Genomic DNA, 14,126 nt, shown 5'->3' on the forward strand with positions numbered 1-14,126 from the left:
AACCGGAATCAGACTTACTGTGACAACGCTCTCCAAACCAATGCCGGATGTAATGTGGAAATCTTCATGGCCGATTTTGCTCGGGCTGTGCGTCCTGTACTTACCCACTATATATACCTTTGCAAAGACCGTCTGGCAAAGCGAGGATCAGGCTCACGCTCCGATAATCCTGATGGCAGTGACTTTCATTTTTTGGCAAAAACGCGATTACCTGATAGGAGAAACACAACAGAAGCTGAATCCGGTTATCGGGTGGATGATGTTGCTATTCGGGCTGCTGCTGTACGTGATCGGACGCACGCAGGGAGTGAGGCTATTCGAAATTGGTTCGCTGGTGCCGGTATTGATCGGAAGCCTGTTGATTACGCGGGGCACCGCGACTATCAAGAAGCTTTGGTTTCCGCTGCTATATTTGCTGTTCGTAATCCCGTTGCCTGGCGCATTGGTGGACGCACTTACAGGACCACTCAAGCAACAAATTTCCGAGTTGGTCGAGATGCTTCTTTATTGGGCGGGCTACCCGATTGCCCGCAGCGGGGTAACGCTTTCCATCGGCCCTTACCAGTTGCTGGTGGCAGACGCTTGCTCCGGCCTGAATTCCATGTTTTCACTTTCGGCCATGGGTCTTCTTTATCTTTACATCATGCGCTACCGCAGTTGGGTACGAAATGGCGTGATGATTGCCAGTCTTCTGCCTATTGCATTTTTCGCCAATACATTGCGAGTGATTATCCTGGTGTTGATCACCTATCACTTTGGCGATGAAGTCGGACAGGGGTTCATTCACAAATTTGCAGGGGTGCTGTTGTTTTTCGCCTCTTTGGTTCTTCTATTTTTACTCGACGTCTTTCTCGGCTGGATATTGCCGAAATACACAAAAGCTGAATCGAGATGAAAAATATACCTGTAAAAAATTTGTTGATTGGTTTGGTCATGGCTATTGCTGCAATCATAGCATTGACATACAAACCTGCCACACTGGCTGCACAGCAGGTGCCGAAAATCGATTTGGAAACCATGATTCCGAAACAGTTTGGGGACTGGCATCTGGATGAGTCTCTTATGCCTTTGCGCGCCAGCCCTGACCAGGAAGAAGCGCTAAAGAAAATATACAGCCAGATTCTCACCCGTACGTATGTCAGCAGTCTAGGTCAAAAAGTCATGCTTTCGGTTGTGTATGGCGATGGAATAGACCGCCAATTGGATGTGCATAGACCGGAAGTCTGCTATGCAGCGCAGGGATTTCAGGTTTCGCGTTACACCGATCAAGTTATTCATACACTGTTCGGAGGCCTGTCTGTACGAAGGCTGGTTGCGACGAATGGGCAGCGCATAGAGCCGATCAGCTACTGGATCAAGGTTGGCGATAAAGCCGTAAGCAGTTCGTTTGAGCGCAAGCTGCAAAAAATAAAGCAAGGACTCACCGGACAAGCCGACTCGGGCATGCTGGCGCGCGTTTCTTCCATCGAGACCAACCAAGTGTTGGCCTATACAGAACAGGAAATTTTTATCAATGACATGCTGCAGGCAATGCCGGAAGAGCAGCGTAAGCAACTGATAGGCGACCAACTACCGGAATTAACTATTGCAAAGGATATCAAATGAACAGGATCGCCCTCATCACGGGGATTACAGGACAGGATGGCGCTTATCTCGCCGAGTTTCTGCTGAAAAAAGGCTACATCGTGCACGGCATCAAACGCCGTGCTTCCCTGTTCAATACCGACCGCATTGATCATCTGTATCAGGATCCCCACGTCAGCAACCGCAACTTCATTTTGCATTATGGCGACATGACGGATTCCAGCAGCCTGACCCGCATCGTTCAACAGGTTCAGCCGGACGAGATATACAACCTTGCCGCACAAAGCCACGTGGCGGTTTCATTTGAAGAACCGGAATACACCGCCAACTCCGATGCATTGGGTGCCTTGCGCGTGCTGGAGGCCATCCGTATTCTTGGTCTGGAAAAGAAGACCCGTTTCTATCAGGCATCCACTTCCGAGCTATACGGTCTGGTGCAGGAAACACCGCAAAAGGAAACTACCCCGTTCTATCCGCGTTCACCCTACGCGGTAGCCAAGCTCTACGCCTACTGGATTACCGTCAATTACCGCGAAGCGTACGGAATGTATGCCTGCAACGGCATCCTGTTCAATCACGAATCGCCGGTACGTGGCGAGACCTTCGTCACGCGGAAGATTACCCGTGCCTTGTCGCGCATCAAACTGGGACTCCAAGACTGTCTCTATCTAGGCAATTTAAATTCCCTGCGCGACTGGGGGCATGCCAAAGACTATGTCGAGATGCAATGGTTGATGTTGCAGCAGGACAAACCGGACGACTTTGTGATTGCCACCGGCGTCCAATACAGTGTGCGCGATTTCGTCAATACTGCAGCAAGGGAACTGGATATGGTCATCTTCTGGCGCGGTGAGGGAGCGGAAGAAAAGGGTTACGACGTTTCAGGCAAATGTATCGTTGCTGTCGATCCGCGCTACTTCCGCCCCACCGAAGTCGAAACATTGTTGGGCGACGCCAGCAAAGCCAGGGAAAAACTTGGCTGGACTCCCAGGATCAGTTTTAGAGAACTCGTCAGCGAGATGGTGCGCGAAGATCTGAAATCCTCCGAGCGCGACGAGCTGGTCAAAAAACACGGCTACCCCGCTTTCGATTATCACGAATAAATCAATGGACCTGGACGCCAAAATTTATGTTGCAGGACATCACGGGTTGGTGGGTTCTGCCCTGATGCGTAACCTGTGGGACAAGGGCTACAACAACCTCATCACCTGCACTCACGATGAGCTGGATCTGGCCGACCAGGCGGCGGTGCGTGAATTCTTCGCGCAGGAAAAGCCGGAATATGTATTTCTCGCCGCTGCCAAAGTCGGGGGCATTCATGCCAACAACACCTATCCGGCAGAATTCATCCAGCAAAACCTTGCGATTCAGACCAACGTTATTCACGAGTCCTGGCGCAACAATGTGCAGCGCCTGCTATTTCTTGGCTCCTCCTGTATCTATCCGCGTGACTGCCCGCAGCCAATGAAAGAGGAATACCTGCTGACCGGCCCGCTGGAACCAACGAATCGTCCTTATGCATTGGCCAAGATCGCCGGTATCGAGATGTGCTGGAGCTACAACCGGCAATACGGCACCCGCTTCCTCGCCGTTATGCCTACCAATCTGTATGGGCCAGGCGACAATTACCATCCCGAAAACTCCCACGTCATCCCCGCGCTCATCCGCAAGTTCCACGAAGCCAAGCTCAATAACGCATCCAGTGTCACGGTTTGGGGCACCGGCACGCCCAGGCGCGAATTCATGTACAGCGAAGACATGGCCGATGCCTGCATTTATTTGATGAACCTGCCTGATGCACAGTTCACCCCGCTGCTGGGGCAGGATCGCAACGACGGCTTGCCGCCGCTCATGAATATCGGCGTCGGGCAGGACCTGACCATTCGAGAATTGGCCGAAACGATCAAAAACGTGGTGGGATTCACTGGAGAAATCATCTTCGATAGCACGAAACCCGATGGTCCTAAGCGCAAGCTGATGAAGGTGGATCGGCTGCATGCCATGGGTTGGCAGGCAGCGACGGAACTTGCCGACGGCCTGGAGCTGGCCTATCAGGATTTTGAATCACGATTTCCCACGCAGTCATTGGTTGGTGTGTGATGACTGCAACCAATCCCAGCCTGCTGCATCGCAGCTTGCATGCGCTCAAATGGAACTATTTGGGTACTCTGGTCCGGATTGGCACGCAATTCATCCTCGGTATTGTCCTCGCGCGTTTGCTTGGACCTGAACCGTTCGGCCTGGTGGCCATAGCATGGCTGATTCTTGGATTGGGCAATCTGGTTGCGGATTTCGGACTGGCTTCTGCTCTGGTGCAGAAGGAAACGATAACGGATCGAGACGTCCGTTATGTGTTTACCCTGCAGATGCTGGTCGGCATTTTCATGACAGCAGGGATTGTTCTTGCGGCACCTTTGATCGCCGGCTTTTTCAATAGTGCCGATGCCATCGCAGTTTTGCGTGCTATGGGATGCTTGTTTGTCATCCAGGCTGCCGGACAGACGGCAACATCCTTGCTGCGGCGGAATATGAATTTCAAGCCACTACAAATAATCGGGGTCGGCAGCTATCTTTTCAGCTATGTGGGATTAGGGCTACCGCTGGCATGGGGCGGGGCGGGGGTATGGTCGCTAGTCGCAGCGCAAGTTTCTCAGGCAATGATCTACTCGATCGGCGTCAATCTGCATACCCGCCATCCCTGGCTGCCGACACTTAAATCAGATGCCAGCGGAATGTTTCTGTTTGGTTCCAAAATCATGGTCAGCAATATGACCAGCTGGGGTATCAGCAATCTCGATTCGGTCATCATCGGTCGTGTTTTCGGAGCGGTTAATCTCGGTCTGTACAACCGTGGCATGAATCTTGTTTCGTCTCCCATGAATGCCTTTACTTCGACCTTGCAGGGTGTGCTTTTTCCTGCGTACTCGCGTACCAATGGTCAGATAGACCCCGCACGGCGCGCTTACCTCGCATCAGTTGGGCTGATCGCTGTTTTGCTGATCCCGGTGTTTGCGGCAGTGGCCGTCATACCCGATACCGTGATCGCCGCAGTATATGGCGAACATTGGATGCAGGTTGCAGCACTGCTTACGCCGCTGGCGTTGGCCATGCCGGTCAATGCCATATTGGCTGTTGGAGGCCCGTTGATGAGTGGTCTGGGTGCAGCCGGTCGGGATGCGGCGGCACAAGCGTTGTGCGTTGTGATACTTGGCGTGGCAGTTTGGCAGGCATCTCATGTTTCGTTGGAAATGGTGGCGTGGACAGTATTGGGGGTCTATCTGCTGCGTGCACTATTGGTTTCCTATCTGGCCCTGCAGTTGGTGGCTGGCACATGGGGACAAATCACGCGCGCTCTGACAGGTCCATTTGTATTGGGTTTGCTGGCTGCGGTGCTGGCCTGGTCGACAGATGCTTTGCTGATCAAGACGGTGCCCGGTCCGATGCTGCGCTTGTGCATTGATATCGGCTTTGTCGGCACTGTGATCGGTATTTTATTGTTGTGGCTGGGACGATATCTTCTTTCAAGCGAAACCCTGGCGGTCGCTGCAACCATCGCGGCTAAATTGCCCGCACCGTTTGCTGCGTACCTGAAAAGCTGGGAGCCTGCCAAGTGAAGCCGCAACCACACCTGATGATCGTGACAGTGATGATGCTGCACGGTACTACTGGGGTACAAACGCATTTCAATGCGATTGCGCAATACGCCAAAGCTCATGAACTGCGAGTTAGTATCGTCGAACCACATCAGATCAATTTCTGGCTTCGCAAGATACACGGTGTGGTTGGAAGGTTGCTCAACAGGGTCAACCGCGAATGGGGTGTTCTCTTCAATAGGTTTGTCTCCCACCGATTCTTGAAATCGCTGCTACGGAATGCGCTGATCAAGTCTCAAGATAATTCGATAGTTATTTATGCCCAAGATCCACTGAGTGCCAAGGTGGCAATCGATCTGCGCAAGGAAGGATTCCAGTTCAGGCTGGTCAGCGTGATTCATTTCAATATCTCCGAAGCGCTGGAATATGTAGAGAAGGGAATTGCCAAAGAAAACGGAAAGCTATGGCGCAGCCTGATGGCAAACGAGCGCAAAGTATTGCCAAAGCTGGATCAGGTCGTTTTCGTTTCCTATTTCATGCAACAGGTCGTCGGCGCAAGATTGCCTGGTCTGACAGGGGTTCCCCAGACTGTCATCTCCAATTTCATTCTTTCACTAAAAGATAATTCAGTTAGCAGTATTGATGTTTCAGGTGACATGATCGCCATAGGTACTTTGGAAGCACGCAAGAATCAGGCGTTCCTGCTTCGACTACTTGCCGAATGCAATGCGATGGGTAAACGCTACAACCTTACTGTGGTTGGCGATGGCCCAGACCGCGCAGCTCTTGAACAACAAGTCGCCAATTTGGGTTTGACCGGTCAAGTGAAATTTCTTGGCTATCAGCCTGATGCGGCAAGTCTAATACCGGGACACAAGGCGTTTGTGCATGCCTCGCGCATGGAGAGTCAGGGCATTGTTCTGTTGGAAGCATTACGTGCCGCCGTGCCAGTATTTGCAGCACCGGTCGGAGGTATCCCGGAAGTGTTTGATGACGGGCAGGAAGGTAGCTACCTGAATCTGGATGATCCGCGCGATGCGGCAAGGAAGATCATATCGATTCTGGATGACCAACAAAAATGGCAGTACATGTCGCTATGCGCTCAGAAGACATATACCAACCGATTTCATCCTGATCTTCTGGGCAAGCGCTGGATCAATACACTGCTAGGCATGACGTCATGAAGATCGCCATCCTGGGACCCATATCTTCGACAGGGATTTCTTCTTACTTGAATGAGCCGCCACCGCCGGATTTTCCGCACGGTACCAGTGGCGCACCGCTGATGGGGACGCTCATAGGCGCCCTCCTGAATCGTGGACATCAGGTATGCGCGATTACATACGGCGGATGGGCCACGCAGCATAACAAACCTATTGGCCTGAAGGGCACGAACTTCGAGTTCTATTGTGTACCCGTGCGTCAACATTCTGTGCGGCCCAAGAATGGGCATATCGGGCGTATTCTTGATCTTTATGCGTATGAACGAAGAACTGTTTGCAAACTGTTAACAGCCGTGAAACCGGATTTTGTGCATGCCCACTGGACTTACGATTTCGGCATGGCGGCGATAGATAGTGGTCTGCCTTATCTGGTAACGGCGCATGACGATCCTGTGGCTGTCCTGAAGCTGTTCAAGAATGGGTATCGTTTCGGTCGCTACCTCATGGCACGCAGTGTACTCAAGCGAGCAAAAGCTTTGAGCGCAGTATCGGGATATCTGCAGAGCAGGTTATTGAATCTTGCCAAAGCGCCGATAGAGGTTATTCCCAATCCGTTGGACCGCCGCTTCCTGGATGCATCGTCACCCAAGACGGTACCGTCTGCTTCAAAAGAACATCGCTTCGTATCTGTCATCAATGGTTGGGGAAAGATGAAGAACGCCGACAGCGCGCTGTTGGCATTTTCACTTATACGCAAACAGAGAAAAGACGTTACCTATCATTTGTTCGGTTCTGATTTCCAGCCCGGGGGGCGTGCCCAGCGCTGGGCAGAGGCAGAGGGATTGACTGAGGGTTTAGAGTTTCGCGGTCCGGTGCCGCATGTGCAACTGATCGAAGAGTTGAAGGCCGCAAGCATCATGCTTCACCCATCACGCATCGAGTCTTGTCCAATGGGGATAGCCGAAGCAATGGCGCTTGGCCTGCCTGTGGTCGGAGGCTGTGATAGCGGTGGTGTGGCCTGGATGATTGCCGATGGTGGATTGACAGTTGATATCAATCGCCCCGAAGAAATCGCCAAAGCTGCGCTGCAACTGATTTCTGACGACGCACTCTATCAACAATGTTCTAAGGCCGCGACCAAGCGCGTGCAGCAATTTGCACCTGAGGTAGTGATCACTCAATATGAAGCGCTTTACCAAAGAGTACTGGAGGAAAAAATCGGATCGCTCCTTCCTGAATACGCGATACGGGAGTAAGGCGCATGAAAAGACTATTCAATCTGCATCGATATCCTCTGTATGCGAAAAAGCTGCATTGGGAAATTGCTTCCAAAGCTATTCTTGGACAGAAAGGCATATCCAAAACGGGGTCGATCGTATGTTATGGCCTGCCAATAATTACACTATCGGCGAATAGCCATATCATTTTTGGCACCGGCATAGCGTTGCACTTGGATGCCAATCATACTGCATTGGGGGTATCTCATCCGGTCATACTCAGAGCCCTATTACTGGGCGCATCCATATCTATCGGCGATAAAGCAGGCATGTCAGGCACCACGGTCTGCGCAGCGCGTTCTGTGTGTGTAGGAAATCGCTGCCTGATTGGTGCCGACGTGGTGATTGCCGATACAGATTTTCATCCGATTGCAATGGAGGACAGGCGATATAAGGGATTTGCTGACGCAATTTTACATCCGATTGAGATCGAAGACGATGTGTTTATTGGGGCAAGAGCAATAATTCTGAAGGAGGTAAAAATTGGTGAGGGTAGCGTGGTTGGTGCGGGTTCGGTAGTAACTACAGATGTGCCGACAGGCGTCGTAGTTGCGGGAAATCCAGCCAGGATCGTTAGCAAAATTCAAGACCCGGCATATTGATCGCATGGAAATAATTACATATCTTTCCATCGTCTTGCCCTTTGTCATTGTGTTCATTGTGGCATTGGGATTGTGTGCTTTGGCTGTCCTGCTTTTGAACAGTGCAACGATTGCCATGGGGTTGATGGCTGCAACCCTGCTATTGGAAACTTCTTCATTGAAGCCACTTTCCCTTAACCTTGGCCTCTGGATATATCCCCCCGATCTGCTCACCATCCTGCTGTTGCCAGCCTTCTTTTACCGTCTGGTGATACTGAAAAAAATTGATGCGATACCTCGGGCCTGGTGGGTACTTGGGGCTGTGTGGATGCTACTGTTTGTCTGGGGCTTGACCCAGTACGGAACTGCAGCGGGGGTGGATTGCCGTCCATTCTTCTACCTGTGGCTGGGAGCGGCGTATCTTTCCACGTTCGAATACGACGAAGCCTTTGCGCGCAGCTTTCTCAAGTTCTTCATGATCATGGGGGTGGGGATTTGTGTGATCGCCTATTACCGCTGGACGATGGGGGCGATCGATAATGAATTCCGGCAGGATCTTGAAATGCTCGATACGACAGGTGTAGCACTGCTTCGAGTCGTACCGGCAAGCGCGGCCTTTATCGTGACATGCGCTATGCTTGTTGCGGCTTTTCAGGCGGTGACTGATCAATCCAGGCGAATGGCTTGGCCACTAGTCATTCTGTTTGGCACTTCTGTAGTTGCAATGCAGCACCGTTCAGTCTGGATGGCAGCAATTGCCGGGTTCATTGCGCTGGCGTTGGCGCTGCAGCAGTTGCGCGCCGGGGCAGGGTCGAAGCTTTTCTCCATGGTGTTTGGGGTAATTGTAGTACTTGTCCTGATTGTGGCCAGCGGCCGCTTCCAGGGTGCAGTGAATTCGGTCGAAGATCAAGCGGAGCGTGCGACCAGCACCACCAGCGGTACTTTTGTGGGCCGGGTGGCGGGCTGGCAGACCTTGCTGAAAATGTGGATGGGGTCGGGTTCTGCAGTGACCTATCTGGTCGGCAAGCCATTCGGAAGTGGTTATGAACGCTACGCTTCGGAAACGAGTGGTGAAAAAATTGGCTATATGCCACATAACCAATATGTGCAGTTGCTCTATCGTGGCGGATTGGTTGGGCTGATTGCCTTTCTATGGACAGTTGGTCAAGGCATGCGTAGTTTGTGGGACAAACTGCGTCGCAAGGATGATGCTATGGCGCCGCTGCTGTTTGCCATGCTGATCGCTCATCTGATTTATTACATCCCTTACGGAATTGAGTATTCACAGATGATTTTGTTTGGCCTGCTGCTTGGGATGATTACCAGCGAGAAAAATGAATCGAAAGTGACTGTAAGAAGCCTGAAGTTGTCACCAACCGCGAAACCATTGAAATTGGGTCGATGATGTCACTAGCTGCTTTGCCTCGTTCCTCAGTAAGAATCCAATCTTTAGATGGATTACGCGGAGGTGCGGCTATATGTGTTGCGGTTATGCATTTTCAGGGCTGGTTCGCTCCATCTCATTTCCTTGATTTTGCTTACGTCGCTGTCGACCTCTTCTTTGTACTAAGCGGTGTTGTTATTGCCATGACATACGAGAGCCGTATTGTTGCAGGAATGAGTTGCGGGCAATTTCTGGGTAATCGTCTTGCACGTCTTTACCCTTTGTTCTTCCTGACAATGCTGGTTGGTTTGTCCCATTCATATGCCCTTTTCTTATCGGGCAAATTGGAGCCTGCTACTTGGTCCAGATTGAGTGATGAAATGTCTGTAGTTTCAAATTTCTTCATGCAGCCCTCCCTCAACGCCGAAGGCAAACAGGCGCTGTTTCCATTTGATGGACCCGCATGGTCTGTGTTTGCGGAAATTTGGGTAAACCTAGTATTTTTTCTTTGGGTCCAGGCGGGGCAGCGTTATCTGGCGCCTATCGTAGTGCTTGCGGCCGGTTGTCTCGTTTGGTTGGTTTTGCGGAGTGGCAGCATAGATGCCGGTTGGGGTGGAGCGCAGATACCTTTTGGCTTGCTTCGTGCAGTATCCGGATTTTTTATCGGCGTTACGATCTATCGCTACCGCGAGAAATTTGCCAATGTTCTAAGACATATATCTGTTGAGATTATCATTATTGCCATCTTTCTTTATCCGAACCTGAAAGGCGGGCAATCCTTCAGCGATCTGTTTGTCGTATTGATCCTGATACCAGTCTGCGTTGGATGCGCAATGAAAGCGCACGCGTGGTTCCTGGAAAATAGGCTAATGCAGTGGTTGGGCATGATCTCTTATTCGATATATCTCTGGCAGTCCCCATACACTCTCTGGTTTTCTTCAGTCGCAAGGCAGGTTTTCAAGCTTGATCTGGACAGTCATAACCCGCTTATGGGTATCACATGGCTCGCAGGCCTTTTGACTCTAGCATGGCTTTCATATTATCTCGTAGAGATTCCGTCGCAGAGGGGAATCAAGAAACTGCTGTATGGAAAAATTAAAATGGTTACCAATTAGCATACTTTTTATATGTATGGAGTCTTACCTACAGCTTTTGAAGTGAGTATATATGCCTGAAATAAGCATTGCTGCTGTCCTGACTTGCTTCAACCGCAAGGACAAAACTGGGGATTGTCTCGATGCACTGTTTAGTGCGGCGCAGCGCATGTCCGATCGTATTCGGCTGCATGTCATAGTCACTGATGACGGCAGCAGCGACGGCACGGGCGAGATGCTACAGAGCCGTTTTCCTCAAGTGGAGGTATTGCATGGCAATGGCGGGTTGTACTGGAATGGCGGTATGCGTGTAGCTTTTGGCCGGGCGTTGGAGCAGGGATACGATTTCTATTTGTGGGTTAATGATGACACGACCTTGTTTCCGGACTGTCTGGAAAAATTGCTGGCTACACATGACGCGCAGGTTGCAAGCACCGGGCGTGGCGGTCTTGTGGTTGGTTCGACTTGCAATGACGAGGGGCAAGTGAGTTATGGCGGGCTGCGCCGCCAGACTGGAGGCAAGCTTTTGCAGTTTTGCCTGGTGGAGCCGACCGCGCAGCCTCAATCATGCGAGAGTACCAACGGCAACTGTTTGCTTGTTTCTGCGCAGGCAGCTCTAAGGCTCGGCAATCTGGAAGCGGCCTACGTGCATTCCATGGGCGATATGGACTATGGCTTGCGGGCAACCAAGGCGGGTATTCCGCTCTGGGTAATGCCGGGCTTTGTCGGCAAATGTGGCAACGACCATCCGGTAGGTGGCTCGTATCTGGATCAGTCATTACCGTTTTCGGTGCGCTGGAAAAAGGCATTGTCACCCAAGGAATTGTCTCCGCATGCCTGGGGCGTGTTTTGCAAGCGCCACGCAGGACCATTATGGCCGCTATATTGGGCTTGGCCTTATGTCAAGATCGTGCTCACTTCTATCACGGTCAAATTCACTTCCGCAGGGAGAGTTTGATGTTGTGGAAGTCTGCCACGCACGACAGAACAAGTAAAACAGGACTGCTAGCGGCAGTCGCATTTGTTTTGGTTTTGTCGGCGGGTATCAGCCTGACCGGACGTGCAGACCCGTATCAGGAAGCGACGTCGGGCCGTGAGCCGCTTATCGGTTTGCCGTATTTCGGCACGCATTTCCATCGGCTGGTATTGACCCAGGGTGAGAAGAATTTGCAGACGATTTGGCCGGCTTCCAGTATCGGTGCAATTCGACTCTGGGACTCCGGCGTCTGGTGGGCAGGAATAGAACCAAGACCCGGGCAATGGGATTTTGATCGTGTTGATGCTTACGTGCAGTATGCAACTGCCCATCACGCGGAAGTTCTGTTTGTCCTGGGAGGAGGCACCCCGCAGTGGGCATCTGCGCGGCCCGAGGAGAAATGTTCCTATGGACTGGGTTGTGCAGCTGAGCCGGTGAGAATGGCGCACTGGGAAGAATACGTGCGCCGGGTGGTGCAGCGCTACCGTGGACATATCAAGGCATATGAACTTTGGAACGAACCGAATTTTTCCGATATACCGCGTGACCTTAATGCACCGGGTTTCTATACAGGCAGTGTGGCCAACATGGTGGAGATGGCAAGGATAACGCGCAAGGTTCTGGATGAAAATGATCCCGGTGCTTTGCTCAGTACGCCGGGATTTGTGAACGGGTCGGACCGCCTGGAATTATTTCTATCCTCCGGTGGGAAAAAATATGTGCAGGCGGTTGCATACCATTTTTATTCCGAGAATTCGGACCAATTCGTCAAACAGATTATTGAAGTGCGCGACATCATGAAGCGACAGGGACTGGAACACCTTCCGCTATGGAATACCGAGACCGGTGTGGAAGTGTCGGGGACGAACGATCCACCCTCCAGCACCGCTTCGCATAGCCAGAAGGAAGCCGCAGAAAAGCTGGCGCGCTTCCTGATTCTGGGGGCCTCGGCCGGGCTGGAACATTTCTATCACTACGCGTGGGATAACGAGCGCACCGGCATGATGAACCACTTGGGCGAGCCGATGCCGAATCTGCCTGCCTATGAAAAAGTACAGAGCTGGTTGCTCGGCTCCAAGATGCTGGGTTGCAGGAAAGTGTTTCCATCTACCGTCGCATGTGAAGGCAAACATGAGGGAGCCAGATTCATGATCGCGTGGTCGGGCAATGCAGCTACCTACTCATTGCCTGCGCCGCCCGGCTGGGCGATCGCATCCATGGAGCATCTTCTGGATGGCAATGCCACACCGGCAAGTCAGGGTCACCCAGACCGTATCGAATTGGATCCGCAGCCCCTGTATATCCGGTACAAGCCGCAGCAATAGATCAAAATGACTTGAGAATCAATATGAATATATCCGACAAATCGTTGCTGTTTGCCACGGCGTTCTACCACGCCGAGGGGCGTTCGCCCAATGCATGGACGTTTTCCGAACGATCCAAGCTGGACATGTACTACCGGTGTATGGTCGTCTGCTATGCCTCCATACGACGCCTGTATCCGGATGCGAAGATGGCACTGTTCTCCAACCGGGAATTGCCGGAGCCCTTTAACAGTCAGCTGAAATCGCTAGAGGTGCGCACAATGTTCTGCGCAAGCGGTTACGTCGACGACACTGCTTTCAAGAACGGTTTTCCGGGTTGCCTGTTTACACTGGATGTAATTGAACATCTGGCGTATCAGCAAAATGATTTTTCCCACCTGATCCTGCTGGATTCGGATTGCATCGTTCGCGACAGACTGGATGGCTTGCTGGACAAACTGGAGAGCAATGAAGAAACAGTCTATGCCTATGAGCCCGGTTACCCGACCAACATGGTTGCCAATGGTCAGTCACGCGCATCGCTGACGCTTGCACTGAGTTATTTCTCCGGGCAGATGATCGCCCCTCCGGTTCCATTATATGGAGGGGAGTTCTATGCGCTCTCTGCCAAATCGTTGGAGAAATTGGCAATGCGTATTGCAGTATTTTGGGAGTGGATGAAAGCTGAAGGTATCCAGATATTTGGCGACAATCTGACGGAAGAGCATGTCATGAGCGTTGTTCTGGCGCAGTCTGGCAACAACGTTCATGGCGCAAGTGCATTGGTCAAACGGATATGGACAGCAGCGGTATTTTCGACGGTAAATGGAATCGAATCCGGGATACCGATCTGGCATTTGCCCTCGGAAAAAAAGAAGGGCTTCGTAAAATTGTATCAACACTGGCTGGACTACAAAGGCTTTGCCGGGTTAAACAACGATGATTTCAAGCGTCTGGTTGATAACCATATTCCGCTGCATGTGGGTGGCCGGAAATACCCGGGAAGAACCGCCTTGCTCAGGCTGCGCAATGCGGGAAAAGTCCTTGTGACCGGGCGTTTGTAGTCTCTCAACACACCGCGCTACGCGTGGCACTGAGTAAAACAGCTAGACATCGACCAGGCTGCATAACAACTCAGCCAAGTTGCTGGTTATCGGGGCGAACGGGAAA

Annotated in this window: 13 protein-coding genes; all 13 read left to right on the forward strand. The window is 51.8% G+C overall.

The window, feature by feature from the left end; translation table 11 throughout:
- Positions 1–19 precede the first annotated feature (19 nt).
- The 13 genes from xrtB to QOY30_RS04910 are packed head-to-tail and all read left to right on the forward strand — an operon-like array spanning position 20 to position 14,020.
- Complete coding sequence (gene xrtB, locus QOY30_RS04850) at positions 20–895, forward strand: exosortase B (protein WP_283743504.1); 876 nt, start codon at positions 20–22, stop codon at positions 893–895.
- Positions 892–1,605 carry an exosortase-associated protein EpsI, B-type gene (epsI, locus tag QOY30_RS04855; RefSeq protein WP_283743505.1) on the forward strand — a complete coding sequence of 238 codons (714 nt, stop codon included), beginning with the start codon at positions 892–894 and terminating at the stop codon, positions 1,603–1,605. Before xrtB ends, epsI begins: the two co-directional genes overlap by 4 nt.
- Entirely contained in the window at positions 1,602–2,687 is a 1,086-nt protein-coding gene (gene gmd / locus QOY30_RS04860; protein ID WP_283743506.1) for a GDP-mannose 4,6-dehydratase, read from the forward strand. The genes epsI and gmd overlap by 4 nt, the downstream gene beginning before the upstream one ends.
- A gap of 4 nt (positions 2,688–2,691) precedes the next feature.
- Positions 2,692–3,684 carry a GDP-L-fucose synthase family protein gene (locus QOY30_RS04865; protein ID WP_283743507.1) on the forward strand — a complete coding sequence of 331 codons (993 nt, stop codon included), beginning with the start codon at positions 2,692–2,694 and terminating at the stop codon, positions 3,682–3,684.
- Entirely contained in the window at positions 3,684–5,198 is a 1,515-nt protein-coding gene (locus QOY30_RS04870; protein WP_283743508.1) for a lipopolysaccharide biosynthesis protein, read from the forward strand. Before QOY30_RS04865 ends, QOY30_RS04870 begins: the two co-directional genes overlap by 1 nt.
- A gap of 32 nt (positions 5,199–5,230) precedes the next feature.
- Complete coding sequence (locus QOY30_RS04875; protein WP_283743509.1) at positions 5,231–6,361, forward strand: glycosyltransferase family 4 protein; 1,131 nt, start codon at positions 5,231–5,233, stop codon at positions 6,359–6,361.
- Positions 6,358–7,596: a glycosyltransferase family 4 protein gene (locus QOY30_RS04880; RefSeq protein ID WP_283743510.1), complete on the forward strand. Its 1,239-nt coding sequence runs from the start codon at positions 6,358–6,360 to the stop codon at positions 7,594–7,596. Before QOY30_RS04875 ends, QOY30_RS04880 begins: the two co-directional genes overlap by 4 nt.
- A 5-nt stretch (positions 7,597–7,601) precedes the next feature.
- Positions 7,602–8,219, forward strand: coding sequence for an acyltransferase (locus QOY30_RS04885; protein ID WP_283743511.1), 618 nt, complete (start codon positions 7,602–7,604; stop codon positions 8,217–8,219).
- Positions 8,167–9,603: an O-antigen ligase family protein gene (locus QOY30_RS04890; RefSeq protein WP_283743512.1), complete on the forward strand. Its 1,437-nt coding sequence runs from the start codon at positions 8,167–8,169 to the stop codon at positions 9,601–9,603. The genes QOY30_RS04885 and QOY30_RS04890 overlap by 53 nt, the downstream gene beginning before the upstream one ends.
- Positions 9,600–10,697, forward strand: coding sequence for an acyltransferase family protein (locus QOY30_RS04895; RefSeq protein WP_283743513.1), 1,098 nt, complete (start codon positions 9,600–9,602; stop codon positions 10,695–10,697). Before QOY30_RS04890 ends, QOY30_RS04895 begins: the two co-directional genes overlap by 4 nt.
- 52 nt (positions 10,698–10,749) lie before the next feature.
- Complete coding sequence (locus tag QOY30_RS04900; protein WP_283743514.1) at positions 10,750–11,634, forward strand: glycosyltransferase family 2 protein; 885 nt, start codon at positions 10,750–10,752, stop codon at positions 11,632–11,634.
- Positions 11,634–12,977: a hypothetical protein gene (locus QOY30_RS04905; RefSeq protein WP_283743515.1), complete on the forward strand. Its 1,344-nt coding sequence runs from the start codon at positions 11,634–11,636 to the stop codon at positions 12,975–12,977. The genes QOY30_RS04900 and QOY30_RS04905 overlap by 1 nt, the downstream gene beginning before the upstream one ends.
- 23 nt (positions 12,978–13,000) lie before the next feature.
- On the forward strand, positions 13,001–14,020 hold the full coding sequence (locus QOY30_RS04910) for a hypothetical protein (RefSeq protein ID WP_283743516.1): 1,020 nt from the start codon (positions 13,001–13,003) through the stop codon (positions 14,018–14,020).
- Positions 14,021–14,126: the final 106 nt, after the last annotated feature.

The organism is Sideroxydans sp. CL21, assembly GCF_902459525.1.
Lineage (GTDB): Bacteria > Pseudomonadota > Gammaproteobacteria > Burkholderiales > Gallionellaceae > Sideroxyarcus.

What these genes read in the sequence shown, in the direction of transcription:
- QOY30_RS04895 (WP_283743513.1), top strand. Translation starts at nt 9,600, where the DNA reads ATGATGTCACTAGCTGCTTTGCCTCGTTCCTCAGTAAGAATCCAATCT.
- gmd (WP_283743506.1), top strand. Translation starts at nt 1,602, where the DNA reads ATGAACAGGATCGCCCTCATCACGGGGATTACAGGACAGGATGGCGCT.
- QOY30_RS04865 (WP_283743507.1), top strand. Translation starts at nt 2,692, where the DNA reads ATGGACCTGGACGCCAAAATTTATGTTGCAGGACATCACGGGTTGGTG.
- QOY30_RS04905 (WP_283743515.1), top strand. Translation starts at nt 11,634, where the DNA reads ATGTTGTGGAAGTCTGCCACGCACGACAGAACAAGTAAAACAGGACTG.
- QOY30_RS04880 (WP_283743510.1), top strand. Translation starts at nt 6,358, where the DNA reads ATGAAGATCGCCATCCTGGGACCCATATCTTCGACAGGGATTTCTTCT.
- QOY30_RS04885 (WP_283743511.1), top strand. Translation starts at nt 7,602, where the DNA reads ATGAAAAGACTATTCAATCTGCATCGATATCCTCTGTATGCGAAAAAG.
- QOY30_RS04910 (WP_283743516.1), top strand. Translation starts at nt 13,001, where the DNA reads ATGAATATATCCGACAAATCGTTGCTGTTTGCCACGGCGTTCTACCAC.
- QOY30_RS04875 (WP_283743509.1), top strand. Translation starts at nt 5,231, where the DNA reads ATGATGCTGCACGGTACTACTGGGGTACAAACGCATTTCAATGCGATT.
- QOY30_RS04870 (WP_283743508.1), top strand. Translation starts at nt 3,684, where the DNA reads ATGACTGCAACCAATCCCAGCCTGCTGCATCGCAGCTTGCATGCGCTC.
- epsI (WP_283743505.1), top strand. Translation starts at nt 892, where the DNA reads ATGAAAAATATACCTGTAAAAAATTTGTTGATTGGTTTGGTCATGGCT.
- QOY30_RS04900 (WP_283743514.1), top strand. Translation starts at nt 10,750, where the DNA reads ATGCCTGAAATAAGCATTGCTGCTGTCCTGACTTGCTTCAACCGCAAG.